We start from the raw sequence: 22,347 nt of genomic DNA, 5'->3' as shown, positions 1-22,347 counted from the left end.
CTACCCCTGGGCGCTGGTCGAGGACGCCGGCCAGTTCCTGCTCGACATGGAGCCGGCACCGGCTACGCGCGAGGAGGCGGCCTCCCGGCTGGCCGCCGACCATGGCCTGCGGCTGGACGAGGCCGAACTCGACCGCGTCCTGTTCTTCCGCGACATTCACCTCGGTCGGGGCTAGAACGGGTCCGGCGAGAGGTCAGTACGTCACCTCGCGCACCTTCTGGACCCGGTCGGGTGGCCCGATCAACTCGACCAGCCCCTCGTACGTGACCGGCAGCTGGTGGCAGACCGAACCGTCCGCCGTGCAAAGGACCGGCGAGTGCCGGCCACCGTGGCAATGCGAGCACAGGGCGATGAAGCCCGGCCCCTGCGCCTCGAATCCCACGTAGATCCCTCCTCCCTCGAACGCCGTTTGCCGGCTTGCCTTTTCCTTCCACGTGGCCGGCCATTGCGGTGGCGGCACGAAGGCCGGCAGATAGCGCGCTGTGACGCTCGGGGTAAGCGCATCGAGCCCGATGGGTCGGTCTGCGTCCGGGAAGCGGATGGCGAGCGGGGGGAGGGCGTCCGGTGGCCGGCCCCGGTTGTCGATGCGCACCAGGTAGTACAGGTACTGGTCCGGCTGCTCGAGCGGCTCGCCGAACGCGGTCAGGGGGCCGGCATCGACACGCGAGACGTGCGCGCATCCGCCAAGAAGTAGGGCGGAGGTGAGCAGGGCGAGCGTCAGGAGGGATTTCATGTGGGTGACGTCCTGCGGGGTGCAGGCAGGTGATGCCTGGTTGGAGTCTAGGCTCCCTGGCCGCCGGTCGCCATGAATACCGCCTGGGTGACCAGGGCGCCGGCAGACAGCAGCAGTCCCAGCCACGGGATCCAGCGGGGCACGTTCGGCACATCCTCGGGTTGGCCACGGCACTTGAGCACGATCAGCGAGGCGTTCACGACGACGAAGATCGCCAGCATGATCGCGCTGGTGACGTTCGCCAGCGTCTTGAGTGGCAGGAACAGGGTGAGCAGCAGCACTACCGTCGTGACGGCCACGGTGGCGATGACCGGCGTGTGGGTGATCGGGTTGACGCGTCCGAGGATGGCGGGTGCGCCGGCGCGGTCACGGCCCATGTCCATGATCAGTCGCGTGGCCATGATGATCTGTCCGAGTGCGCCGTTGACGATGATGAACAGGCTGATCAGCCCCAGCGGCACGCCGGGGTGTCCCTTGGCCTCGACCACGGCGACCAGCGGGGCATGGGCGAGGGCCAGCTCGTCGGGTGACAGCACGCTGGTGGCGGCCAGCGCCACCGAGCCGTACACGACCAGCGAGATCAGCACCGCGGCGATGATCGCTCGCGGCAGGTTGCGCTTGACGTCGTGCACCTCCTCGGCGAGGTTCGCCATGTCCTCGAAGCCGATAAAGGAATAGAAGGCGAGGAAGGCGCCGAGGAACAGCCCCGCGAGCATTCCGGTCTCGAAGCCGCTGAGCGTGGCGGCGAGCGTGACCGGGGCGTCCGCCATGTCCGGGGCGGCCAGCCAGACCACGTAAACGAGCCCGCCCATGCCAAGCAGGGTGGTGATCGCCATGAACCAGGCGCTCTCGCGCATGCCCGCCACCGCGATCCCGCCGAGGGCCAGGGTGACGGTGACGATGGTCACCCAGGCGGGAACGTCGATGAACAGCGAGGCATAGCGCTCGAAGCCGGTGAGGATCGTGGCCCCCGAGACCATGCCGGTGACTGCGAGTGCCCAGCCGACGGCAGACGACAGCCAGGGGCGCCCGAACGCCTGCCGGGAGTAGTCGATCGGTCCGCCGGCCTCCGGAATGCGCGCGGTCAGCTCACTGAAGGACAGTGCCGTGATCGAGGCGACCAGTGCGGCGAGCACGAATGCGAATGGCGTGAGCAGCCCGGCCGCCCCGGCGACCTCGCCAATGACCACGTAGATGCCGGCCCCGAGGATGGTGCCCAGACCGTAGAGCGTCAGCAGGACCGGGCCTACCTCCCGGCGGAGAACAGGCTGACGGGGCGCGGGCAGGCCGGCTGGTGTGGGTTCCTGATCTGACATGTCCGAGCGGTGCGTCCTGTCCCAGATGATCGGTGTTGCCGGGGGCGGGGAGGCGTATTCCCTCCCTGGCTGAAGGGTAACCCGTTGCCGGAACCCCGTCGAACAGAACCCGGGGTGGCCAAGTGATCACGGTTGCCCGACCCGTCCTTGGGTTAAGCTGCCCATGAATTTACGAACCGGCGAGCCCATGCGCAGATTCATTCTTCCCCTACTTCTTGCCTCGATGACACTCGTTTCCACTGGCTGTGAGCGTGACTCGGGGCCCGTGATCGAGTCCCCCGACGAGACCGGTGTGCTCGTCGTGGCCACCCGTAACGCCGGGACCACCTGGTACCTCGATCGGGAAGGGCAGCCGACCGGGCCCGAGCACGATCTCGTCACGGCCTTTGCCCAAGGGCAGGGCTGGACGGTGCACTGGCGCGTGTTCGAATCGACCGCCGAGGTGATCGGTGCGCTGGAGGACGGCGAGGCCCATCTCGCCGCGGCCGGGCTGACCCACCTGCCGGAACGTGACGCGAACCTCGATCCGGGACTGGCCCACACCCGTGTCGTTCCGCAGGTGGTCTGCCATCGCGAGGATCGCCCCCTGCCGCGCTCACCGGCCGAGCTGGCGCGCGTCGACCTACGGGTCACCGCCGACTCGAGCTATGCGGGGCTGCTGTGGGACCTGGCGGCTTCGGATCCCGAAATCCGCTTCCGGGAAGATCCGGTACAGAATACCGAGGTCCTGCTGACCCGGGTGGCACTGCGCGAACTCGACTGCACGGTGGCGGACTCGAACATCGTGCGGATCGTGCGGCGGCACTGGCCGCACCTGGACGTGGCCATGGACCTTGGGGCGAGGCAGCAGACCGGCTGGTACGTGGTGCAGGGCCAGGATGGACTCGCCGCGACCACGCGAGCCTGGCGCCAGAGTGAGGACGGCGAGCAGGCCGTCGAGCGCATGCGGGATCGTTACTACGCCCATCTCGGTGAGTTCGATTTCGTCGACTGGCGAGCGCTCAACCGGCGGCTGGACGAGCGCCTGCCGCGGTTTCGGGCCGAGTTTGAGCGCGCTGCCCGTGTGACGGGCATGCCCGCCGATCTGCTGGCGGCCATGGCCTACCAGGAATCGCACTGGGACCCGGAGGCGACGTCGCCGACTGGTGTACGTGGCCTGATGATGCTCACGCAGTCGACCGCGCGATCGCTGGGCGTGGAGAACCGGCTCGATCCGGCCGAGTCCATCGAGGGCGGGGCGCGCTACCTGGCCGATCGCCACGAGCGGCTTCCGGACGATATTCCCGAGCCGGACCGGACCTACCTCGCGCTGGCCAGCTACAACATCGGCCGCGCCCACGTGCTCGATGCGAGGGAACTTGCCCGGGCGCTCGGCAAGGATCCCGATTCCTGGGCGGACATGCGCGAGGTGCTGCCGCTCAAGGCCGACAAGCGCTACTACCCTCAGACGAAGTACGGCTACGCCCGCGGCTACGAGCCGGTCCAGTACGTCCAGCGCATCCGCAACTACCGGGACGTGATCGCCGGGGAATTCGACCCGGAGTCGGGGCCGATCGGCGGGGTGCTCGAGGCGCTGCCATGAAAAAAGCCCCGGGGACACGCGTCCCGCGGGGCTGTCGGATGACGGACGGGTGGGATCAGTAGTCGGTTTCTTCCTCGACCTCGTCGCCCGCTTCCTCGGCTTGACCGCCGATCTCGTCGGTGGCTTCTTCCATGGTGTCACCGGCTTCTTCCATGGATTGGTCGATCTGCTCGCCGGCTTCTTCGGCCGGGCCCTGTTCGTCGGCGCAGCCGGCAACGGTCAGGCCCAGTGCCATCATCAGTGCGATCAGTGCATTGCGTGCATTCATCGTGTTCTCTCCCTATCGTGCCGGCGTGGCCGGCGATTGGTTCTCGGTTTCGAGTGTCGATGCGGCGTCCGCCGCAAGGCGGTTCAACACAACCGCGGTGGCGTTGGAGGCATCAACGGGTGACAAGTTCAGAATCCGTCGACCCGCATGACCTCGTCACGGGACAGTTGCCCCGGGCGGGGCCAGACGTCCTTGGCCTTCTTGCCGATGGCGACCATGAAGCTGATCAGGTGATCGTCGGGCAGGTTGATCAGCCGGCCGACCGCTTCGTAATCGAAGCCGTCCATCGGGCAGGAGTCCAGTCCCATCTCGCGTGCAGCGAGCATCAAGGTCTGTCCGGCGATGCCGCAACTGCGCATGACCTCGTCTCGCTCGACCTGGGGAAGATCGCGGTAGTAGGCATCGATCGCACCGGCCATCATCTCCCTCACCTCGGCCGGGGCATCCTTCCAGACGCGCGCGGCGTCGCGCTTCCAGACGTCACGACGACCGCAAAGGATCACCAGCATCGAGGCATCGGTTACCTGTGCCTGGTCCCAGGCCACGTCGCGGATCTGTCGGCGACGCTGGGGATCCCTGACCACGACGAAACGCCAGTGTTGCAGGTTGAAGGCCGTCGGGGACCTCATCGCCAGTTCGATCAGCCGGTTCTGTTCCGACTCGCTCAGGCGATGATCGGGGTCGAATGCCTTGACGGCACGGCGGCTCTCGATGGCCTCGGAGACTTGCATGCGGTTACCTCCCGGTTGGATGAATCCAAACCGGGAGTGTAGGCGGTAAGGGCCAATGACGCCGAACGGCGATCAGAAGGATTTCCCGCGCAAGGCGCGGAGGAGGGCGCGGGCCTGCTTTGCCGGCTTGTGGTGGGGGTTGAGTTCTCGCTCGGCACGACGCTGCTCGGCCACGAGCCGGCGCTTCTCTATGCTTTCGGGGGTTTCCCGGTACATGCGTTCCGCCTCGCTGGCCGGCCCGCGCCTGGGGTTGAGAGCCTGAACGTCCACCACGAAACGCATGCCGCCCTTGCCGATGGCAATTCGGTCACCGACCCGGACGGCCTTGCCACGCTTGCCGACCGGCTGGCCGTCGAGTTCGATCTTGCCGCCGTCGATGGCCGCGGCGGCCAGTTGCCGGGTCTTGAAGAACCGCGCGGCCCATAACCAGGTGTCCAGCCTCTGGCTGTCACTGCCATTGTCAGGGCGGTTGCGATCGGGCGAGGGAGAAGAGCGTTTTTTCACGGGATCGGGCTGAGGTTCCGGCACAGGTGCGTTAAGCTCGGGGGACGCGTGGCGAGCCCGGCATCGGGCGATGCGCGACCCATTTCATCTGGAGGCATCATGCAACTCGAACTGATCAGCTTCAAGCTCTGTCCCTTCGTTCAGCGCTCCGTGATCACCCTGCTGCACAAGGAGGTCCCGTTCGACACGACCTTCATCCAGCTCGACGATCCCCCGGAGTGGTTCCGGGACATCTCGCCGCTGGGCAAGGTGCCGGTGCTGAAGGTCGACGACACGGTGCTGTTCGAGTCGGCGGTGATCAACGAATTCCTCGACGAGTCCTTCGGCGAGAGGATGCTGTCCTCCAACACGCTCGAGCGCGCTCAGCAGCGGGCCTGGATCGAGATGGGTTCGGCGGCCATCTTTGCCATGTACGGGGCCATCACGGCGCCGACGCAGGAAGCCAGCGAATCCAAGCGCAACGAGCTCGACCGTCTCTTCCGTCACATCGAGCGGCATCTGGCCAACTATCCGCCGATGCCGTACTTCTCCGGCAGCAGCCTGTCACTGGTCGATACCTCGTTCGCGCCGCTGTTCCAGCGCCTGTTCCAGTTGCCGCAGACCCTGCTCGACTGGAGCGACTACCCGGCGACGACCCGATGGGGTGAACGCCTGGCTTCCGAGTCGGTTGTCCAGCGCTCGCTGCCCGAGGATTTCGAGACCCTGTTCCCGGAAGCGCTGCGCAAGCAGAACGGCTGGTACGCCCAGCAGTATCTCACCGGGGAGTCCGGCGAGCCGGGTTGAGGGGGCGAAGAGAACCGGTCGACGACGGGATCAGCCGCCGTCGGAGGACCCGGTCAGTCGCCGGTTGAGCGCGGAGCCCAGCCCGGCACCGAGCACGATGCCGGCACCCACCCAGGCGGCAAACCACTTGCCCTCGCCGAGCATGGCCAGCGCCGTACCCGGGCAGACGCCCGTGACCGCCCACCCGATGCCGAACAGCACGGCACCGACGATCAGCCCGCGCTTGAAGGGCTTGTGCCGGATCGATATGGGTTTGCCCGTGTTCCGCGCTCGCCAACCGAACCGCCAGGCCAGCGCGCTCAGCAGGGCGCCGACGGCCACCGCCGAGGCGATCACCCACAGCAGACGCAGGTCGTCGAACAGCAGCAGCCCGCTGATCAGGTCGGGGCTGGTCGCGCCCGCGCGGCTGAGCAGGAAACCGAAGCCGATGCCGAAGAGCAGGAAAAGGAGGTTGTTTCGGTAGCCGGTCATCTCGTCACACCCCCAGAAGCCAGGCGGCGAGCTGGGCGGTGATCACCGCGACGGCGAAGAAGATGGCCGAGGCGGTCAGGCTGGCCGGGGCGAACATGGCCACGCCGGCGATGGTGTGCCCCGAGGTGCAGCCGCCGGCAAGGCGGGCGCCGAGTCCGATGAGCAGACCACCGGCGAGCCACCAGGCGGCCGAACCCAGGCTCGAATCGGGCACCAGGGCGGTGTAGAACGCGCCGAATTCGGCCGGCGTGCCCTGCCAGCCCGGCTCACCGTCGGTCAGCCCGGCCAGCACTCCGCCGAGCACGATGCCGACCAGGAAGACGAGTCGCCAATCGGCCTGGCGCCCGCCCCGGGCGAACAGGCCGGCGATCTGGGCAAAGCCCGTCGAGCAGGAAAGTGGCTGGTCCGTGGTCCAGCGCTGGGCAAAGGCCAGCAGGCCGATCATGATGCCGACCAGGGCGGCCGGCCACAGCGGGGACTGAAGAGAGGAAAGCAGACTGGTCAGTGTGTCGAGCATCGCCGTGATTTCACCGTTCATCCATTCGGGAACGGAAACCATAACGAGGATGACGTATCCGAGCTAACACATGTTTTTCTAGGCCCATTACCTGGCCTCGTGCCGCGTGAGGGACGAGGGCGCGGGGCGGCCTGCCGGGGGGGCGATCAGTCGCCGGAGCGGGCCTAGTGTTCGCCCTTCTCGGGGAGGGTGATATTGAGCTCGAAGAGTTCGAACTGTTCGTTGTGCTCCACCTCGAACTTGACCGCGTCGTCCGCCACGTCCACGTACTTGCGGATCACCTCGAGGATCTCCTTCTGCATTTCCGGCAGGTAGTGCGGGGCGGCGTTCTGACCCTGGGCGCGCTCGTGCGCGATCAGGATCTGCAGGCGCTCCTTGGCCACCTTGGCCGAGGGCTCCTGCGAGCGTGTACGAAAGATATCCAGCAGTCCCATTGGCTTAGCTCCGGCTGAACAGGCGACCCAGGAAGGATTTCTTCTCGGTCTCGATGAAGCGCATGGGGCGTTCTTCGCCCAGCAGGCGCGCGACGGCATCGGCGTAGGCCTGGCCGGCGTCGGTGTTGTCGTCAAGGATCACCGGTCGGCCGGCGTTCGATGCCTGCAGCACGGCGTTGGACTCGGGGACCACGCCCAGCAGCGGCACGGCCAGGATCTCCAGCATGTCCTCGACCGAAAGCATCTCGCCGGTGCCGACGCGATCCGGTGCGTAGCGGGTGATCAGCAGGTATTCCTTGATGGCGGTCTCGCCGTCCTTCGCGCGGCGCGACTTGCTCGCCAGGATGCCCAGCATGCGGTCGGAATCCCGTACCGACGAGATCTCGGGGTTCGAGACCACGATCGCCTCGTCGGCGTAGTACATCGCGAGTTGCGCGCCACGCTCGATCCCGGCCGGGGAGTCGCAGACCACGTAGTCGAAGCCCTCTTCCCGGAGTTCGTCGAGCACCTTGCCGACGCCTTCCTCGGTCAGGGCGTCCTTGTCCTTCGTCTGGGAGGCGGGCAGGACGTAGAGGTTGTCCACTTCCTTGTGCCGGATCAGCGCCTGGTTGAGAGCCGCCTCGCCCTGGATCACGTTGACCAGGTCGTAGACGACGCGTCGCTCGACCCCCATGATCAGGTCGAGGTTGCGCAGGCCGACGTCGAAATCGATGACCACGGTCTTCTTGCCGGCCATGGCCAGGCCGCTCGAAATGGCAGCGCTGGTCGTCGTCTTGCCAACGCCGCCCTTGCCGGAGGTTACCACCAGGATCTTGGACACGGATTCCACTCCCTAATCGCGATGAAGATTGACGGTCGTTCGGGTGTCCCGAACGTCGCCGAAACGGGTGTCGACAGCGTTCTCGACCTGCCCGAACTTTGCCATAAAGCCACCGGTTATCCTACCGATGCGCTGCGTGATCAGTCGAACGTGTGGACCACCAGCTGGCCACCCTCGAGTTCGACCACGACCCGCTTGCCCCAGGCGGGATGACGGGCGAGCTGCTCGCCGTCGAGAAAGGTCCCGCAAATGGCGATGATTTCCGGCTCGAACTGTTCGCAGAAGATGCGAGCCGAGGCCAGGCCACCGGCCCCGGCGGCAGCCGTGCCCTTGAGCGTGCCGTGGATGTAGATCGATCCGTCGGCCACCACGCGCGCGCCGGCACCGACGGTGTTCATGACCACCATGTCCTGCCCGTGGGCGTAAAGCTCGGTGCCCGAGCGCACCGGGTGACGCAGCACCATCGGACCAATCGGCTCGCTCGGGGCGTGGTTCTCGGCTGTCGGGGCGGTTTCTTGCGGTTCGTCGGTTTCGGGTGCCGCCGCGGGCGGTTCTTCCGCCGGTGGCGGCTCGGCACTCGGGGGACGCTCCGGGGCGACAGTCGAGGGTTCGAAGACCGGCAGCTCGGCGCCGCGCGCCTGTGTCTTCTGCTGCTCGTTGCCGTGGACCACGCCGACCGGCTCGAGGCGGTAGTTGCGCAGCAGGCTGACCAGGGCCGGGAAGTCGATCCACTTGCCGCTGTCCTCGATCGCCGCGAGATCGATCACGCAGGGGGAGCGATCGTCGGTGACGCCGGGATTGCCGAAGCGCTCGCTGAGGCTGCGGGTCAGCTTGAGCAGGTGTGTCTCGAACAGGCGGACGTGGATCACGTCCAGCGGTTTCCGGTCGATCTCGAGGGCCGGGGCGGCACCCTTGCCCGCTTTTTTTGGGGAGAACGTCATGTCGTGGCCTGGGGGTCGTCCTGAACGTTGTGTGGTGTCTCTCGGCGTGTCGTCGGTCAGAGTCGGCACAGCGCCAGCCGGAACTCGATGTCCTCGTTGACCTGACGGGGGTGGCCGGTCTGCCGGTCGAGGGTCATGAAGCGAACCGTGAAACGGTGCTTGCCCGCGCTGATCTCGGGATAGAGATCGGCATCGTTATCGACCATCACCCGCAGCAGCTGGTAGGGCGTGGCGCTCTCGATGCTCTGCTGGAGAAAGCCTTCGTCGGCGGTAACGGACATGGTGTCGACGCTGTTGCGAATCAGGCTGATGACCAGCTCGTTGGCCGCGCGGATGTCGGCGAAGGGGGCGAGCCAGGCGTCGATATCCTCGCGGCGCTGCTCCGCGGGGAGGCCCAGCCAGTAGTGCAGGCCGGGGATGTCGAACTCGCACAGTGCGCCGGGGATCGAGGCCCGCTGGCGCACGGCATTGAGCAACTCGTGGCTCTTGAGATGGGCGCCGGGCTGGGCATGGTAGCCGTGCAGGGCCCGGATCAGGTCGTTCTGCTGCTCGAGCAGGGCGTCGAGCTTCTCGCGGTCGACGCCCGGTGCGTTGCCGACGTTCATCAGCCGGCCCTGCTGGCGCTCGAGCTCCTTGATCAGTTCGCGCTTGATATCGATGCGCGAGAGCACGTCGGCCGCCTCGAGCAGCAGCAGAACCGTGCAGAGCGCATCGTTGCGCGACGCGCTCTCGAGGTGGTGGTCGATCCGCGCGAAGAGGTGGTCCAGTCGCAGACAGGCCCGGATACGCTCGTTCAGCGGTTGCTCGAAGATTTTCAGGGGTGCGTTCCGATCCATTGGATGCCGATGTGGTTCGATTGTGGCCCGCCGGGGCGGGAACACCGGGATGACCCGGCAGGCCCGCACCGGCGGGAGCCCTGTCCGTCATTCTCGATCCGGCGGCGCGATAACACAACAGTCCGTGCTGCCGGAGGCAATCCCGTGTCTCAGTCCGGCTCGTACCCCAGGATCGGCCCCAGCCACCGTTCGGCCTCGGCACGCGTCCAGCCCTTGCGCCGGGCGTAGTCCTCGACCTGGTCCTGCCCGATGCGGCCGACGCCGAAGTAGCGCGCCTCGGGGTGGGCGAAGTACCAGCCGGACACCGCCGCCCCCGGGTACATGGCATACGAGTCGGTCAAGGTGATTCCGACTTGTTCCGGGTCCAGAAGTTCCCAGAGCAGGCCCTTTTCCGTGTGATCCGGGCAGGCCGGGTAGCCGGGCGCCGGGCGGATGCCCTGGTACTTCTCGGCGATCAGCTCGTCGTTGGAGAGCGTCTCGTCGGCGGCATAGCCCCAGAATTCCTTGCGCACCCGCTCGTGCAGCCGCTCGGCGAAGGCCTCGGCCAGCCGGTCGGCCAGCGACTGGAGCAGGATGGCGTGGTAGTCGTCGTTCGCCTCCTCGAAGCGCTTGACGTGCTCCTCGATGCCGATGCCGGTGGTCACCGCGAACCCGCCGATCCAGTCCTTGACCTTCGTGCCGGTGGGCGCGACGAAATCGGCCAGGCACTGGTTGGGCTTGCTCGCCGGTCGCGGCATCTGCTGGCGGATGTGATGCAGCGTGGTGAGCACGCCCTGGCGCTTCTCGTCGGTGAACACGCGGATGTCGTCGTCGATCGAGGCGGCGGGCCAGAAGCCGTAGACGGCGTTGGCGGTGAGCCACTTCTCCTCGACGATCTGCCGGAGCATGACCTGCGCATCGTCGAAGAGCTTTCTTGCCTCGGTGCCGACCTTCTCGTCGTCGAGGATCTTCGGGTACTTGCCGAACAGCTGCCAGCTCTGGAAGAACGGCGTCCAGTCGATGCGCTCGACCAGTTCGTCCAGCGGGTAGTCTTCAAGCCGGTGCACGCCCGGCTGCTTCGGCGGCACCGGCGTGTATTCCTCGAAGGAGACGCGCTGGCGGTTGTCGCGCGCGGTCTCGATCGAGACGCGCTTGGATTCCTTCTGGTTGGCCTGGCGGCGCTCGACGACGCGGGCGTACTCGGCCTCGATCTCCTCGACGAAGGCGGCCTTGTTCGCGCCCAGGAGCTTGCTCGCCACGCCCACCGCGCGCGAGGCATCCAGCACGTGGACGACCGGGTGGTCGTAGACGGGATTGATCTTGAGTCCCGTGTGCAGCTTGGACGTGGTGGCGCCGCCGATCATCAGCGGAATGTCGAAGCCCTGGCGCTTCATCTCGGCGGCGACGTTGACCATCTCGTCGAGCGACGGGGTGATCAGCCCGGACAGGCCGATCAGGTCGGCGTTCTCCTCTCGAGCGGTGTCGAGGATCTTCTGCGCGGGCACCATCACGCCCAGGTCGACGATCTCGAAACCGTTGCACTGGAGTACCACGCCGACGATGTTCTTGCCGATGTCGTGGACGTCGCCCTTGACCGTGGCCATGACCACCTTGCCGGCCGACTGGGCCTCGCAGGCCTCTTCCTCCATGAACGGCAGCAGGTGGGCGACGGCCTTTTTCATCACCCGCGCGGACTTGACCACCTGCGGCAGGAACATCTTGCCGGCACCGAACAGGTCGCCGACGACGTTCATGCCGTCCATCAGCGGGCCCTCGATCACGTGCAGGGGGCGCTCGGCGCGCAGCCGGGCCTCCTCGGTGTCCTCGACCACGTACTCGTCGATACCCTTGACCAGCGAGTGCTCCAGGCGTTTTTCCACCGGCCATTCGCGCCAGGCCAGGTCCGGTCCGCTGGACTTCTCGCCGCCGGAATCCCGGTAGCGGTCGGCGATCTCGAGCATGCGGTCGGTGGCATCGTCCCGCCGGTTGAGGACGATGTCCTCGACCGCCTCGCGCAGCTCGTCCGGGATCTCGTCGACCACCGTGAGCTGGCCGGCGTTGACGATGCCCATGTCCATGCCCGCGCGGGTGGCGTGGTACAGGAACACGCTGTGAATCGCCTCGCGCACCGCCTCGTTGCCGCGGAAGGAGAACGAGACGTTCGATACCCCGCCGGAGATCAGCGCGTGGGGAAGGTGTTCCTTGATCCAGCGCGTGCCCTCGATGAAGTCCACGGCGTAGTTGTTGTGCTCCTCGATCCCGGTCGCGATGGCGAAGATGTTGGGATCGAAGATGATGTCCTCGGGCGGGAAGCCGATGCCGGTCAAGAGATCGTAGGCCCGCTGGGCGATCTCGCGGCGGCGCTCGAGGCTGTCGGCCTGGCCCTTCTCGTCGAACAGCATCACCACCGCGGCCGCCCCGTAGCGCTGCACGATGCGCGCGTGCTCGAGGAAGGCGTCCTCGCCCTCCTTGAGCGAGATGGAGTTGACCACCGCCTTGCCCTGCACGCACTTCAAGCCCGCCTCGATCACCTCGAACTTCGAGGAGTCGATCATGATCGGCACGCGCGAGATATCCGGTTCGGCGGCGACGAGCTTCAAAAAGCGCTGCATCGCCTCCACGCCGTCGATCAGGCCCTCGTCCATGTTGACGTCGATGATCTGCGCGCCGTTGTCCACCTGCTGGCGGGCGACGTCCAGTGCAGTGTCGTAGTCGCCTTCCTTGATCAGGCGACGGAAGCGCGCCGAGCCGGTCACGTTGGTGCGCTCGCCGACGTTTACGAACAGCGAGTCGGAGGTGATGTTGAACGGCTCGAGCCCCGACAGGCGGCAGGCGATCTCGGGGTGGCGCAGGCGACGGGGCGCGACCCCCTCGACGCGGCGCGCCATCTCGGCGGTATGCGCCGGGGTGGTACCGCAGCAGCCGCCGATGATGTTGATCAGGCTCGCGTTCGCCCATTCGCCGATCGACTCGGCCATCGGGTCGGCCTCGAGCTCGTACTCGCCCAGTTCGTTGGGCAGGCCGGCGTTTGGATGCACCGAGACCGGGTATTCGCTGATCCGCGCCAGCTCGGCGACGTACTGGCGCAGCAGGTCCGGGCCGAGCGCGCAGTTCAGGCCGATCGACAGCGGCCGGGCATGGCGCAGGCTGTTGTAGAAAGCCTCGGTGGTCTGGCCCGAGAGCGTGCGCCCCGAGGCGTCGGTGATCGTCCCGGAGATCATCACCGGCCAGCGGTTCCCGCGGTCGGCGAACAGCTCCTCGAGGGCGAACACCGCCGCCTTGGCGTTGAGCGTGTCGAAGATGGTCTCGATCAGGAAGATGTCGACGCCGCCCTCGAGCAACCCTTCGGCCGACTCGCGGTAGGCCTCGACCAGCTCGTCGAAGGAGACGTTGCGGTAGCCGGGGTCGTTGACGTCCGGGGAGATCGAGGCCGTGCGGTTGGTCGGCCCGAGGATGCCGGCGACGAAGCGCGGCTTGTCGGGGGTCTCGGCGGTCTTGGCGTCGGCGGCCCGGCGGGCGATCTGCGCGGCGACGACGTTGATCTCCCGCGAGAGGTCTTCCATCCGGTAGTCAGCCATCGCGATGCGCGTGGCCGAGAAGGTGTTCGCCTCGATGATGTCCGCACCGGCGTCGAGGTACTGGCGGTGGATGTCCTCGATCACGTCCGGGCGGGTGAGCACCAGCAGGTCGTTGTTGCCCTTGAGATCCACCGGCCAGTCGGCGAAGCGCTCGCCGCGGAAGTCGGCTTCCTCGAGCTTCGCGTTCTGGATCATCGTGCCCATCGCGCCGTCGAGCACCAGGATGCGCTCGCGCATCAGGTCACGGAGCTGGTCGAAAACGGGATGGTCCTGGTCAATCGATTTCATGGGCGACAAAGCGTCCTGGTCTCGGTGTCCTGCCGGTCATGGCAGGTCGGTCCGGAATGCGTCTCCGGCCCGCCGTGGATGTAGGGGTGCAAGGGACGCGCAGTATAACGCAGTGACCGGCGGCCCGTCGTGCGCCTCGAGGCTCAGTCGTCGTGCCGGTTCTGGTCGCGCTGGAACTGGCGCAGGCGCAGGAATCGCTGTGCCCGGCGGCGGCGTTTGTGCAGGGTCAGGTGCAGCCGCCAGAGAAGTCGGATCACCGCGAAGCCGAGCAGGGAGCTGATGAAGGAAAGGGTCAGCAGCCCGGTGCCCAGCGGCAGCCAGATGTAGGGCAGCTGGCTCATGGCGTAGCCGATACTCATTGCCCCCGACTCGCCGGTGGGCGGGTCGAGCGAGGCGCCGGTGAGCAGTGCACCGATCTGGTAGGCGATCCAGAGCAGGGGCGGCAGGGTGATCGGGTTGGTTACCCAGACCATCGCGACGGCCAGGGCGATGTTCACCCGCATCACGATCGCCCCGGCCGCCGCCATCAGCATCTGGCCGGGCAGCGGGATGAAGGCGAGGAACAGTCCCAGGGCGACGCCGCCGGAGACCGAGCGGCGATTGAGATGCCAGATGTTCGGATCGCCCAGGAACTGCGCCACCGGCTTGAGAAACGGCTGGGAGACGATCCGGTGGCGGTTGGGTGTCAGGCGACGGAAGAACTTGCGTGGCATGTCGGGCCTCGTAGAGCTTCGTCAGTTGAGTGTGCCCGCCGGCTGCTCGGGCGGGCCCGGATCGCGGGGCCGGGTGCCCGGTGCCTTTCCGGCCGCTTCGGTGACACCTCTACAGGCTTTTTAGCAGGTCGCGCACCTTTCGGCTGAGCGCGATGTAGTCGCGTTTCTCGGTTTCGCTCAGCTCGCCGATCACCTGGTGACGGAAGTGCGCCAGCGCCCGGTCGGCGGCGTCGATCCGCCGGTGCGCGCTGGGTAACAGCCAGATGGTCTTGGCGCGGCGGTCGGATTCGGAGATGCGGCGCTCGATCCAGTCACCCTTCTCCAGACCGTCGAGCAGCTTGACCAGGGTCGGGCCCTCGATGGCCAGTTCGCTGGCCAGATCCTTCTGCGTCCGGCCTTCGCCCTCGTCGCGCAGGATGCGGATGACCGCCCAGGCCGAGGCGGTCAGGCCGAATTCGGCCAGGGTCTCGTTGACCTGGACGCGCCACAGGCGTGAAACGTCGAACACCAGCCGGGTGATCTCGTCTTCCTGCTGTTGGATCGGGTTCGTCATCTCGGGGCTCGATCGCTGTCATGGGATGGAAACGCGACCATGATCTCATCATGCCGCTTTCGGCGCCACGTCAACCCGTTGGTCAGCCAGAGGGTCGGTTTTGCCGACTGCGGTAGGGCAGTCGGCCCGCATGGCGGTAGCCCGCTGTCGTTCCGGGCGGGCCAGATTGCCGGGGCAGGGGGTTTGCGGTAACATTTCGCGCTTGTAATGGGCCCTTGGGTCTGCCGCCAACATTCCTCTCGAAATGGTTAGTGAATGACCAAATTCGTCTTCGTCACCGGTGGGGTCGTCTCGTCCCTGGGCAAGGGTATCACCGCCGCCTCGCTGGGCGCTCTGCTGGAGTCGCGCGGTCTGCGCGTGACCCTCATGAAGCTCGATCCCTACATCAACGTCGATCCGGGCACCATGAGTCCGTTCCAGCACGGCGAGGTGTTCGTCACCGATGACGGGGCGGAGACGGACCTGGACCTGGGTCACTACGAGCGCTTCGTGCGCTCCCCGGTCGGGCGGCGCAACAATTTCACCACCGGCCGGGTCTACGAGTCCGTGATCCGCCGCGAGCGTCGCGGCGACTACCTCGGCGGCACCGTGCAGGTCATCCCCCACATCACCGACGAGATCAAGCGGCGCGTGGTGGAGGGCAGCAAGGGCTACGATGTCGCCCTGATCGAGATCGGAGGCACGGTGGGTGACATCGAGTCCCTGCCGTTCCTCGAGGCGATTCGCCAGCTGGGTGTGGAGATGGGGCGCGACCGCGCCATCTTCATGCATCTGACGCTGGTGCCGTTCATCAAGGCCGCCGGCGAGGTCAAGACCAAGCCCACCCAGCACTCGGTCAAGGAACTGCGCTCGATCGGTATCCAGCCGGACGTGCTGGTCTGCCGGGCCGAGGTGGCGCTGCCCGAGGAGGAGCGCCGCAAGATCGCGCTGTTCACCAACGTCGAGCATGACGCGGTGATCTCGGCCATCGACGCGGACACCATCTACCGCATTCCGCGCCTGCTGCACGCTCAGAAGCTCGACGAGACGGTGCTGAGGAAACTGCACATCAACGCCGGCCCGGCGGACCTGACGGAGTGGGATCGCGTGGTCGAGGCCCAGACCAAGCCGGATCGCATCGTCGATATCGCGATGGTGGGCAAGTACGTCGACCTGGTCGACGCCTACAAGAGTGTCAACGAGGCATTGCTGCACGCCGGCATCCAGACCCGCACCCGGGTGAATATCCACTACTTCGACTCCGAGTCCTTCGAGCGCGACGGGGTGGGGCGCCTCGAGGGCATGGACGCGATCCTCGTCCCGGGCGGCTTCGGCTCGCGCGGCGTCGAGGGCAAGATCGCGGCGGTGCGCTACGCCCGCGAGACCGGCAAGCCGTATCTCGGTATCTGCCTGGGCATGCAGGTGGCGGTGATCGAGTACGCCCGCAATGTCGCCGGGCTGGCCGGCGCCCACTCGACCGAGTTCGCCCCCGAGGCGGAGAATCCGGTCATCGCGCTGATCACCGAATGGCGTGACGAGGAGGGCAACCGCATCGAGCGCAGCGAGGACGCCGACCTGGGTGGCACCATGCGCCTGGGCGCACAGCGGTGCCGGATTACGCCGAATACGCTGGCGCACCGTATCTATGCCAGCGACGAAATCAGCGAGCGTCATCGCCACCGCTACGAATTCAACAACGGCTATCGCAAGGCGCTGGAGTCGGCGGGCATGGTGTTCGCCGGCTGGTCGGCGGAGAACGAACTGGTCGAGACGGTGGAACTGCCGGACCATCCGTTCTTCTTCGCCTGCCAGTTCCACCCGGAGTTCCGCTCCACGCCGCGTGATGGCCACCCGTTGTTCATCGCATTCGTGAATGCGGCCCATACCCAGCGGGTGGGTCAATCCGAGATCCAGGAAGACGAATGACCATGAAACTGCTCGACTTCGAGGTCGGACTCGACCAGCCGCTGTTCCTGATCGCCGGTCCCTGCGTGATCGAGTCCGCGGAACTCGCGCGCGAGACCGCCGGTCGGCTCAAGGAAATGGCGGAAACCGCCGGCATCCGGCTGATCTACAAGAGTTCCTTCGACAAGGCCAACCGCTCGTCGACTGAAAGTTTCCGCGGGCCGGGGCTGGAGAAGGGCCTGGCGATCCTCGAGGACGTCAAGCGCGAGTTCGGCCTGCCGGTGCTCACGGACGTCCACGAGGACACGCCGCTCGAAGAAGTCGCCTCCGTGGTCGACGTGCTGCAGACCCCGGCCTTCCTCTGTCGCCAGACCAACTTCATCCAGAACGTGGCGCGCCAGGGCTTGCCGGTCAACATCAAGAAGGGGCAGTTCCTCGCGCCCTGGGACATGGCCAACGTGGTGGAAAAGGCTCGGGCGGTGGGCAACGACCAGGTGATGGTCTGCGAGCGCGGCGTCTCCTTTGGTTACAACACGCTCGTCTCCGACATGCGCGGTCTGGCGATCATGCGCCAGACCGGGGCGCCGGTGGTCTTCGACGCCACCCACTCGGTCCAGCAGCCCGGCGGGCAGGGCAAGGCCTCGGGCGGCCAGCGCGAGTTCGTGCCGGTGCTGGCCCGGGCGGCCGTTGCCGCCGGGGTTTCCGGCCTGTTCATGGAGACGCACCCGAACCCGGAGGTGGCGTTGTCCGACGGCCCCAACGCCTGGCCCATGGACGAGATGACCGAATTGCTGCTGACGTTGACCACGCTCGACCGCACGGTCAAGGCGTCCGGGTTCCCGGAAAACGCCTATCTCGGCATCACCGAGTGATGTCGCGGCCGGGGTCTCCCGGCCAGGACAACCCGGCCCGGCTGCCCCGCCTGTCGAGGGCGGCCGGGCTCTGACGATCGACTTTACGAATTTCGCACACAGGGGAGATTTTGCATGGCAGCCATCGAGCGAGTGCACGCACGAGAAGTAATCGATTCACGCGGCAACCCGACGGTCGAGGCCGAGGTTCACGTTGCCGGCGGTTTCATGGGGCGTGCCATCGTGCCATCCGGTGCTTCCACCGGTGCGCGCGAGGCCATCGAGCTGCGTGACGGCGATTCCTCCCGCTTCCTCGGCAAGGGCGTGAAGCAGGCCGTGGCTAACGTCAATGGCGAGATCTCTGATGCCATCGTCGGCATGAACGTCCACTCGCTGTCGGACATCGACAACAAGATGATCGAGCTCGACGGGACCGAGAACAAGTCCCGCCTGGGCGCGAACGCGATCCTCGCCGTCTCCCTGGCCGCGGCGCAGGCCGGCGCACTGGCGCGCAACGAGCCGCTCTACGCCTATCTCGGCGGCGAGTCCGCGGTGACCCTGCCGGTGCCGATGATGAACATCATCAACGGCGGCGAGCATGCCGACAACTCCATCGACATGCAGGAGTTCATGATCATCCCGGCCGGTGCACCGAGCTTCTCCGAGGCGCTGCGCTACGGCGTCGAGGTCTTCCATGCCTTGAAGAAGGTGCTGGCCGCTCGCGGCCTGTCGACCGCCGTCGGCGACGAGGGCGGCTTCGCCCCGGACCTGCCGTCCAACGAGGCGGCGATCGAGGCCATCATGGAAGCGATCGAGAAGGCCGGCTACACCCCGGGCAAGGACGTGTTCCTCGGCCTGGACGCGGCGAGTTCCGAATACATCAAGGACGGTAAGTACGTCCTGACCGGCGAGAACCGCACCCTGGACGCCGCCGGCATGGTCGACCTGCTGGCCGAGTGGGTCGAGAAGTACCCGATTCTCTCGATCGAGGACGGCATGGCGGAGGACGACTGGGACGGCTGGGCGCTGCTGACCGAGCGACTGGGCGACAAGTGCCAGCTCGTCGGCGACGACCTGTTCGTGACCAACGAGAAGATCCTGCGCGAAGGCATCGAGCGCAAGATCGCCAACTCCATGCTGGTGAAGGTCAACCAGATCGGCACCCTGACCGAGACCTTGGCGGCCATGCGCCTGGCGCAGGAGAACGGCTACACCAACGTCGTCTCCCACCGTTCCGGCGAGACCGAGGACACCACCATCGCGGACCTGGCCGTGGCGACCAACGCCGGGCAGATCAAGACCGGCTCGCTGTCGCGTTCCGATCGGATCGCGAAGTACAACCAGTTGCTGCGCATCGAGGAGCGGCTTGGCGACCGGGCCCGTTTCCCGGGTCGTTCGGCGTTCGGCCAGTAACGCGGGCCTTCGGCCGCTGGGATGCGCTGGCTGACCCTGATCCTGGTCCTGATGCTGGCCGGCCTGCAGTGGCGGGTCTGGTTCGGCGATGCCTCCGTGGGCAACGTGCAGGCCAAGGAGCAGCGGCTGGCGGCGCTGGAGGCCGACCTGCGCCGCCTGGAGATGCGCAACGAGACCCTGGCCGCCGAGGTCGAGAGCCTTCGCGAGGGTGTGGCGGCCGTCGAAGGCCAGGCTCGCCTGAGCCTCGGCTTCGTCTACCCCGACGAGCATTTCTTCCAGGTTATCGAGGCCGTGCGTCCCGACACCATCACCCCGGCCCAGCTTGACGGCACCCGAGTGCCGCGTTTCATTCCCGATGAGTGACCTGTCGCGGCTGCTCCGGGTGCTTGCCCCGGCCGTGCTCGCGGGGTCGCGTCTCGACATGACGGTGGCGCCGTGACGGCGGGGCAGTCCGGGGCAAGGGCCGGAGCCCGCACGCCGACGGATGCCGGGCGCTGGTGGCTGCTGCTTCCGGCGGCCGGTTTCGGTCGGCGCATGCGCAGCGAGACGCCCAAGCAGTACATGACCCTGGCGGGGCGTTCCGTGCTGGACCTTACGATCTCCCGCTTCATCTCGATGCCGGGACTGGCAGGCATCGTCCTCGTGGCCGCGCCCGATGCCCCGGCCGATGCAGTGAAGGCGTTGGATACGGGCGGGGTGCCGGTGTGGCTGGTCGCCGGCGGGGCGACGCGCGCCGAGAGCGTGTGCAACGGCCTGGCCGCGTTTCGCGAGCGCTGGACGGAGATGGTCCCGGGGGATGACATGCCCGACGGGCTCGGCGAGTGGGTAATGGTCCACGACGCGGCACGCCCCTGCGTGCGCCCGGACGATGTCCGGCGGTTGGTCGAGGCGGCCGTGGCCCCGGAAGGCGCGCTGCTCGCCGCCCGGGTCCGAGACACCATCAAGCGGGTCGACGCCCGCGGACGCGTGGCCGAGACGGTGGACCGAAGTGCCCTGATGCACGCGCTGACGCCGCAGATGTTTCCGGTGGGCGTGGTGCTCGAGGCACTGGAGGCTGCGATCGCCGCGGAGCGTGAGGTCACCGACGAGTCGTCGGCACTCGAGCAGGCGGGGCTGTTCCCGCGACTGGTCGAGGCGGCCGCCGACAACCTCAAGATTACCCACCCGGAGGACATCGCCATCGCGCAGGCGATCCTCCGGCAGCAAGGGGTGCTGTAATGACCGATCCCTTCACCATGCGTATCGGCCACGGTTTCGACGTGCATGCCTTCGAGCCCGGTGACCATCTCTGTATTGGCGGTTGCCGCATCCCGTTCGATCGTGGCTTTCGCGCTCACTCGGACGGCGACGTGCTGTTGCACGCGATCTGTGACGCCCTGCTGGGAGCGGCGGGGCTCGGGGACATCGGTCGGCACTTCCCGGACACCGACCCGGCCTGGAAAGGGGCCGACAGTCGCAAGCTGCTCGGGCGGGTGGTAACGATGCTGGCCGAGGGAGGCTGGTGCGTGGTGAACGTCGACGGGACGGTCATCGCCCAGGCGCCGAAGCTCGCGCCCTGGATCGAGCCCATGCGCGAGGAGATCGCCGCCGCGCTGGGCACGGAGCCCGCGGCGGTGAACGTCAAGGCCACGACCTCCGAGCGCCTCGGCTTCACCGGCCGGGGGGAGGGGGTCGCGGCCGAGGCCGTCGCCCTGATCCGGCGATGCCCGGAACGCTCGGCGGATTGATTTTGGGGGGGCAGGCAAGTAGGCTTGTCGCCCGTTTCGTGGGCGCCGGATCCGTCAATGGATCCGGGCGCTCGTGATCGAGACTCTTGGAAAAGCAAAGTGGAACCATCGGATGCGTAAACCGATTGTCGTAGGAAACTGGAAGCTCAACGGGACCGAAGCCGCCAACGAGGAGCTGGTCTCGGGGGTGCTCTCCGAGATGAACGCGCTCGCCGCGATCGACGTGGCCGTATGCCCGCCGTTCGTCTACGTCCCGCAGGTCGTGGGGCTGGCGAAGGGCACGGCCCTTGGTGTGGGTGGCCAGAACTGCTCGGAGCAGTCCTCCGGTGCCTTCACCGGGGAGGTCGCCCCCGCGATGCTGAGCGACGTCGGGGCGCGTTACGTCATCCTGGGCCACTCCGAGCGCCGCGCCCTGTACGGCGAGACCGACGAGATCGTCAGCGAGAAGGTCAAGGCGGCACTGCATGCCGGCCTCACGCCGATCCTCTGCGTCGGCGAGACGCTCGAGGAGCGCGAGGCCGACGAGACCGAAGCGGTTGTCCGACAGCAGCTCGCCGCCGTGATCGCCGGTAATGGCATCAAGGCGTTCGATCGCATGGTCATCGCCTACGAACCCGTCTGGGCGATCGGCACGGGCCGTACGGCCAGCCCGGAGCAGGCCCAGCAGGTCCACGCCTTCATCCGCGGACAACTGGAGTCGCACGACGCCCAGGTGGCCCAGTCGGTGCGCATCCAGTACGGTGGCTCGGTCAAGCCGGGCAATGCCGCCGAGCTCTTCGGTCAGCCGGACATCGACGGCGGCCTGATCGGCGGAGCCTCTCTCATGGCCGAGGACTTCCTCGGCATCTGCCGCGCCGCGGCCGATACGGTAGGTAACCAATGACGACTCTCGTACTCATCATCCACGTGCTGCTCGGCGTGGCACTGATCGGCCTGGTGCTGATCCAGCATGGCAAGGGCGCCGATGCCGGCGCGGCCTTCGGTTCGGGCGCCTCGGGCACCGTTCACGGCGCCCGAGGGCCGGCCAATACGCTGCAGAAGGTGACCGGCTGGATGGTTGTGGCCTTCTTCGGCACCAGTTTGTTGCTTGCCTATGTAATCAACACTTCCCAGGAGCCCTCGAGCGTGGTAGATTCTGCACCCGTTTCCGAGAGCGGAAGCCAGTCCGGCCAGGTCGAACGCACCCCGTCCGACGTGCCGGCAGAAAAGCCGACCGACGTCCCATCCCCGAACTCGGCGGCACCCTCTGGGCAGGAAGACGGCAACACCCAATCGCCGTCGGACGTGCCTGGACAGTAACGGCGGGCAATCGCCGTTACGGCCGGGTCAAGCGATGATCCGGTTGACAATCAAAGCGGACGTGGTGGAACTGGTAGACACGCTATCTTGAGGGGGTAGTGGCGAAAGCCGTGTGGGTTCGAGTCC

General features: G+C 66.9%; 24 protein-coding genes. 10 read left to right on the top strand and 14 right to left on the bottom strand.

The features are described 5' to 3' along the window. Positions 1-193: 193 nt before the first annotated feature. Positions 194-733: a hypothetical protein gene (locus ACESL5_RS06815; RefSeq protein ID WP_372592023.1), complete on the bottom strand. Its 540-nt coding sequence runs from the start codon at positions 731-733 to the stop codon at positions 194-196. A 47-nt stretch (positions 734-780) separates the two neighbouring features. Next, positions 781-2,049, bottom strand: coding sequence for an APC family permease (locus ACESL5_RS06810; RefSeq protein ID WP_372592022.1), 1,269 nt, complete (start codon positions 2,047-2,049; stop codon positions 781-783). Between the two features lie 187 nt (positions 2,050-2,236). Between ACESL5_RS06810 and mltF the strand changes: the two genes are divergently transcribed. Next, positions 2,237-3,631: a membrane-bound lytic murein transglycosylase MltF gene (gene mltF / locus ACESL5_RS06805; protein WP_372592021.1), complete on the top strand. Its 1,395-nt coding sequence runs from the start codon at positions 2,237-2,239 to the stop codon at positions 3,629-3,631. A 55-nt stretch (positions 3,632-3,686) separates the two neighbouring features. Here mltF and ACESL5_RS06800 read toward each other — a convergent pair whose 3' ends face one another. The 3 genes from ACESL5_RS06800 to ACESL5_RS06790 all read right to left on the bottom strand — a co-directional run bounded on the left by ACESL5_RS06800 (position 3,687) and on the right by ACESL5_RS06790 (position 5,134). Then, complete coding sequence (locus ACESL5_RS06800; protein WP_372592020.1) at positions 3,687-3,899, bottom strand: hypothetical protein; 213 nt, start codon at positions 3,897-3,899, stop codon at positions 3,687-3,689. Between the two features lie 128 nt (positions 3,900-4,027). Then, entirely contained in the window at positions 4,028-4,630 is a 603-nt protein-coding gene (locus tag ACESL5_RS06795) for a nitroreductase family protein (RefSeq protein WP_372592019.1), read from the bottom strand. 72 nt (positions 4,631-4,702) lie between these two features. Continuing rightward, positions 4,703-5,134, bottom strand: a complete 432-nt coding sequence (locus ACESL5_RS06790; protein WP_372592018.1) for an RNA-binding S4 domain-containing protein — start codon at positions 5,132-5,134, stop codon at positions 4,703-4,705. A 99-nt stretch (positions 5,135-5,233) separates the two neighbouring features. Between ACESL5_RS06790 and ACESL5_RS06785 the strand changes: the two genes are divergently transcribed. Further along, the gene (locus ACESL5_RS06785; RefSeq protein ID WP_372592017.1) at positions 5,234-5,917 is read left to right on the top strand and encodes a glutathione S-transferase family protein; all 684 of its coding nucleotides are present in this window, start codon (positions 5,234-5,236) and stop codon (positions 5,915-5,917) included. Positions 5,918-5,947: 30 nt separating this feature from the next. Here ACESL5_RS06785 and ACESL5_RS06780 read toward each other — a convergent pair whose 3' ends face one another. From ACESL5_RS06780 to ACESL5_RS06740, 9 genes are all read right to left on the bottom strand, one after another. Then, positions 5,948-6,388 carry a DUF6691 family protein gene (locus ACESL5_RS06780; RefSeq protein WP_372592016.1) on the bottom strand — a complete coding sequence of 147 codons (441 nt, stop codon included), beginning with the start codon at positions 6,386-6,388 and terminating at the stop codon, positions 5,948-5,950. 4 nt (positions 6,389-6,392) lie between these two features. Further along, positions 6,393-6,926: a YeeE/YedE family protein gene (locus ACESL5_RS06775; RefSeq protein ID WP_372592015.1), complete on the bottom strand. Its 534-nt coding sequence runs from the start codon at positions 6,924-6,926 to the stop codon at positions 6,393-6,395. A 143-nt stretch (positions 6,927-7,069) separates the two neighbouring features. Then, on the bottom strand, positions 7,070-7,339 hold the full coding sequence (gene minE / locus ACESL5_RS06770) for a cell division topological specificity factor MinE (protein ID WP_372592014.1): 270 nt from the start codon (positions 7,337-7,339) through the stop codon (positions 7,070-7,072). A 4-nt stretch (positions 7,340-7,343) separates the two neighbouring features. Beyond that, positions 7,344-8,159 carry a septum site-determining protein MinD gene (minD, locus tag ACESL5_RS06765; protein WP_372592013.1) on the bottom strand — a complete coding sequence of 272 codons (816 nt, stop codon included), beginning with the start codon at positions 8,157-8,159 and terminating at the stop codon, positions 7,344-7,346. Positions 8,160-8,299: 140 nt separating this feature from the next. Further along, entirely contained in the window at positions 8,300-9,100 is an 801-nt protein-coding gene (gene minC, locus ACESL5_RS06760; protein WP_372592012.1) for a septum site-determining protein MinC, read from the bottom strand. A 56-nt stretch (positions 9,101-9,156) separates the two neighbouring features. Continuing rightward, a complete protein-coding gene (gene zapD, locus ACESL5_RS06755) occupies positions 9,157-9,936 on the bottom strand; it encodes a cell division protein ZapD (RefSeq protein WP_372592011.1) in 780 nt (259 codons plus the stop codon). Positions 9,937-10,085: 149 nt separating this feature from the next. Continuing rightward, complete coding sequence (gene metH, locus ACESL5_RS06750; protein ID WP_372592010.1) at positions 10,086-13,781, bottom strand: methionine synthase; 3,696 nt, start codon at positions 13,779-13,781, stop codon at positions 10,086-10,088. A 143-nt stretch (positions 13,782-13,924) separates the two neighbouring features. Continuing rightward, a complete protein-coding gene (locus tag ACESL5_RS06745) occupies positions 13,925-14,494 on the bottom strand; it encodes a DUF2062 domain-containing protein (RefSeq protein WP_372592009.1) in 570 nt (189 codons plus the stop codon). Positions 14,495-14,603: 109 nt separating this feature from the next. Further along, positions 14,604-15,047, bottom strand: coding sequence for a MarR family winged helix-turn-helix transcriptional regulator (locus ACESL5_RS06740; protein ID WP_372592008.1), 444 nt, complete (start codon positions 15,045-15,047; stop codon positions 14,604-14,606). A gap of 255 nt (positions 15,048-15,302) precedes the next feature. On the opposite strand from ACESL5_RS06740, the gene ACESL5_RS06735 reads away from it, so the two are divergent. From ACESL5_RS06735 to secG, 8 genes are all read left to right on the top strand, one after another. Next, complete coding sequence (locus ACESL5_RS06735) at positions 15,303-16,952, top strand: CTP synthase (RefSeq protein ID WP_372592007.1); 1,650 nt, start codon at positions 15,303-15,305, stop codon at positions 16,950-16,952. A 2-nt stretch (positions 16,953-16,954) separates the two neighbouring features. After that, entirely contained in the window at positions 16,955-17,803 is an 849-nt protein-coding gene (gene kdsA / locus ACESL5_RS06730; protein ID WP_372592025.1) for a 3-deoxy-8-phosphooctulonate synthase, read from the top strand. A gap of 114 nt (positions 17,804-17,917) precedes the next feature. Then, on the top strand, positions 17,918-19,195 hold the full coding sequence (eno, locus tag ACESL5_RS06725) for a phosphopyruvate hydratase (protein ID WP_372592006.1): 1,278 nt from the start codon (positions 17,918-17,920) through the stop codon (positions 19,193-19,195). A 21-nt stretch (positions 19,196-19,216) separates the two neighbouring features. Next, on the top strand, positions 19,217-19,558 hold the full coding sequence (locus ACESL5_RS06720; RefSeq protein WP_372592005.1) for an FtsB family cell division protein: 342 nt from the start codon (positions 19,217-19,219) through the stop codon (positions 19,556-19,558). Positions 19,559-19,630: 72 nt separating this feature from the next. Next, on the top strand, positions 19,631-20,413 hold the full coding sequence (gene ispD / locus ACESL5_RS06715) for a 2-C-methyl-D-erythritol 4-phosphate cytidylyltransferase (RefSeq protein WP_372592004.1): 783 nt from the start codon (positions 19,631-19,633) through the stop codon (positions 20,411-20,413). Positions 20,414-20,430: 17 nt separating this feature from the next. Then, a complete protein-coding gene (gene ispF / locus ACESL5_RS06710; RefSeq protein ID WP_372592024.1) occupies positions 20,431-20,922 on the top strand; it encodes a 2-C-methyl-D-erythritol 2,4-cyclodiphosphate synthase in 492 nt (163 codons plus the stop codon). A 112-nt stretch (positions 20,923-21,034) separates the two neighbouring features. Beyond that, positions 21,035-21,805, top strand: a complete 771-nt coding sequence (gene tpiA / locus ACESL5_RS06705) for a triose-phosphate isomerase (RefSeq protein WP_372592003.1) — start codon at positions 21,035-21,037, stop codon at positions 21,803-21,805. Continuing rightward, positions 21,802-22,221 (top strand): preprotein translocase subunit SecG, encoded by a 420-nt coding sequence (gene secG, locus ACESL5_RS06700; RefSeq protein WP_372592002.1) that lies wholly within the window; start codon positions 21,802-21,804, stop codon positions 22,219-22,221. Before tpiA ends, secG begins: the two co-directional genes overlap by 4 nt. The last annotated feature ends 126 nt before the right edge of the window (positions 22,222-22,347 follow it).

Source organism: Guyparkeria sp. (assembly GCF_041687595.1).
GTDB lineage: Bacteria > Pseudomonadota > Gammaproteobacteria > Halothiobacillales > Halothiobacillaceae > Guyparkeria.
This window is presented reverse-complemented; position numbering and strand designations above follow the sequence as displayed.

Excerpts from the sequence above, each read along its gene's own strand:
- ACESL5_RS06815 (WP_372592023.1), bottom strand. The coding sequence starts at position 733 with ATGAAATCCCTCCTGACGCTCGCCCTGCTCACCTCCGCCCTACTTCTT.
- ACESL5_RS06810 (WP_372592022.1), bottom strand. The coding sequence starts at position 2,049 with ATGTCAGATCAGGAACCCACACCAGCCGGCCTGCCCGCGCCCCGTCAG.
- mltF (WP_372592021.1), top strand. The coding sequence starts at position 2,237 with ATGCGCAGATTCATTCTTCCCCTACTTCTTGCCTCGATGACACTCGTT.
- ACESL5_RS06800 (WP_372592020.1), bottom strand. The coding sequence starts at position 3,899 with ATGAATGCACGCAATGCACTGATCGCACTGATGATGGCACTGGGCCTG.
- ACESL5_RS06795 (WP_372592019.1), bottom strand. The coding sequence starts at position 4,630 with ATGCAAGTCTCCGAGGCCATCGAGAGCCGCCGTGCCGTCAAGGCATTC.
- ACESL5_RS06785 (WP_372592017.1), top strand. The coding sequence starts at position 5,234 with ATGCAACTCGAACTGATCAGCTTCAAGCTCTGTCCCTTCGTTCAGCGC.
- ACESL5_RS06780 (WP_372592016.1), bottom strand. The coding sequence starts at position 6,388 with ATGACCGGCTACCGAAACAACCTCCTTTTCCTGCTCTTCGGCATCGGC.
- ACESL5_RS06775 (WP_372592015.1), bottom strand. The coding sequence starts at position 6,926 with ATGAACGGTGAAATCACGGCGATGCTCGACACACTGACCAGTCTGCTT.
- minE (WP_372592014.1), bottom strand. The coding sequence starts at position 7,339 with ATGGGACTGCTGGATATCTTTCGTACACGCTCGCAGGAGCCCTCGGCC.
- minC (WP_372592012.1), bottom strand. The coding sequence starts at position 9,100 with ATGACGTTCTCCCCAAAAAAAGCGGGCAAGGGTGCCGCCCCGGCCCTC.
- zapD (WP_372592011.1), bottom strand. The coding sequence starts at position 9,936 with ATGGATCGGAACGCACCCCTGAAAATCTTCGAGCAACCGCTGAACGAG.
- metH (WP_372592010.1), bottom strand. The coding sequence starts at position 13,781 with ATGAAATCGATTGACCAGGACCATCCCGTTTTCGACCAGCTCCGTGAC.
- ACESL5_RS06745 (WP_372592009.1), bottom strand. The coding sequence starts at position 14,494 with ATGCCACGCAAGTTCTTCCGTCGCCTGACACCCAACCGCCACCGGATC.
- ACESL5_RS06740 (WP_372592008.1), bottom strand. The coding sequence starts at position 15,047 with ATGACGAACCCGATCCAACAGCAGGAAGACGAGATCACCCGGCTGGTG.
- ACESL5_RS06735 (WP_372592007.1), top strand. The coding sequence starts at position 15,303 with ATGACCAAATTCGTCTTCGTCACCGGTGGGGTCGTCTCGTCCCTGGGC.
- kdsA (WP_372592025.1), top strand. The coding sequence starts at position 16,955 with ATGAAACTGCTCGACTTCGAGGTCGGACTCGACCAGCCGCTGTTCCTG.
- eno (WP_372592006.1), top strand. The coding sequence starts at position 17,918 with ATGGCAGCCATCGAGCGAGTGCACGCACGAGAAGTAATCGATTCACGC.
- ACESL5_RS06720 (WP_372592005.1), top strand. The coding sequence starts at position 19,217 with ATGCGCTGGCTGACCCTGATCCTGGTCCTGATGCTGGCCGGCCTGCAG.
- ispF (WP_372592024.1), top strand. The coding sequence starts at position 20,431 with ATGCGTATCGGCCACGGTTTCGACGTGCATGCCTTCGAGCCCGGTGAC.
- tpiA (WP_372592003.1), top strand. The coding sequence starts at position 21,035 with ATGCGTAAACCGATTGTCGTAGGAAACTGGAAGCTCAACGGGACCGAA.
- secG (WP_372592002.1), top strand. The coding sequence starts at position 21,802 with ATGACGACTCTCGTACTCATCATCCACGTGCTGCTCGGCGTGGCACTG.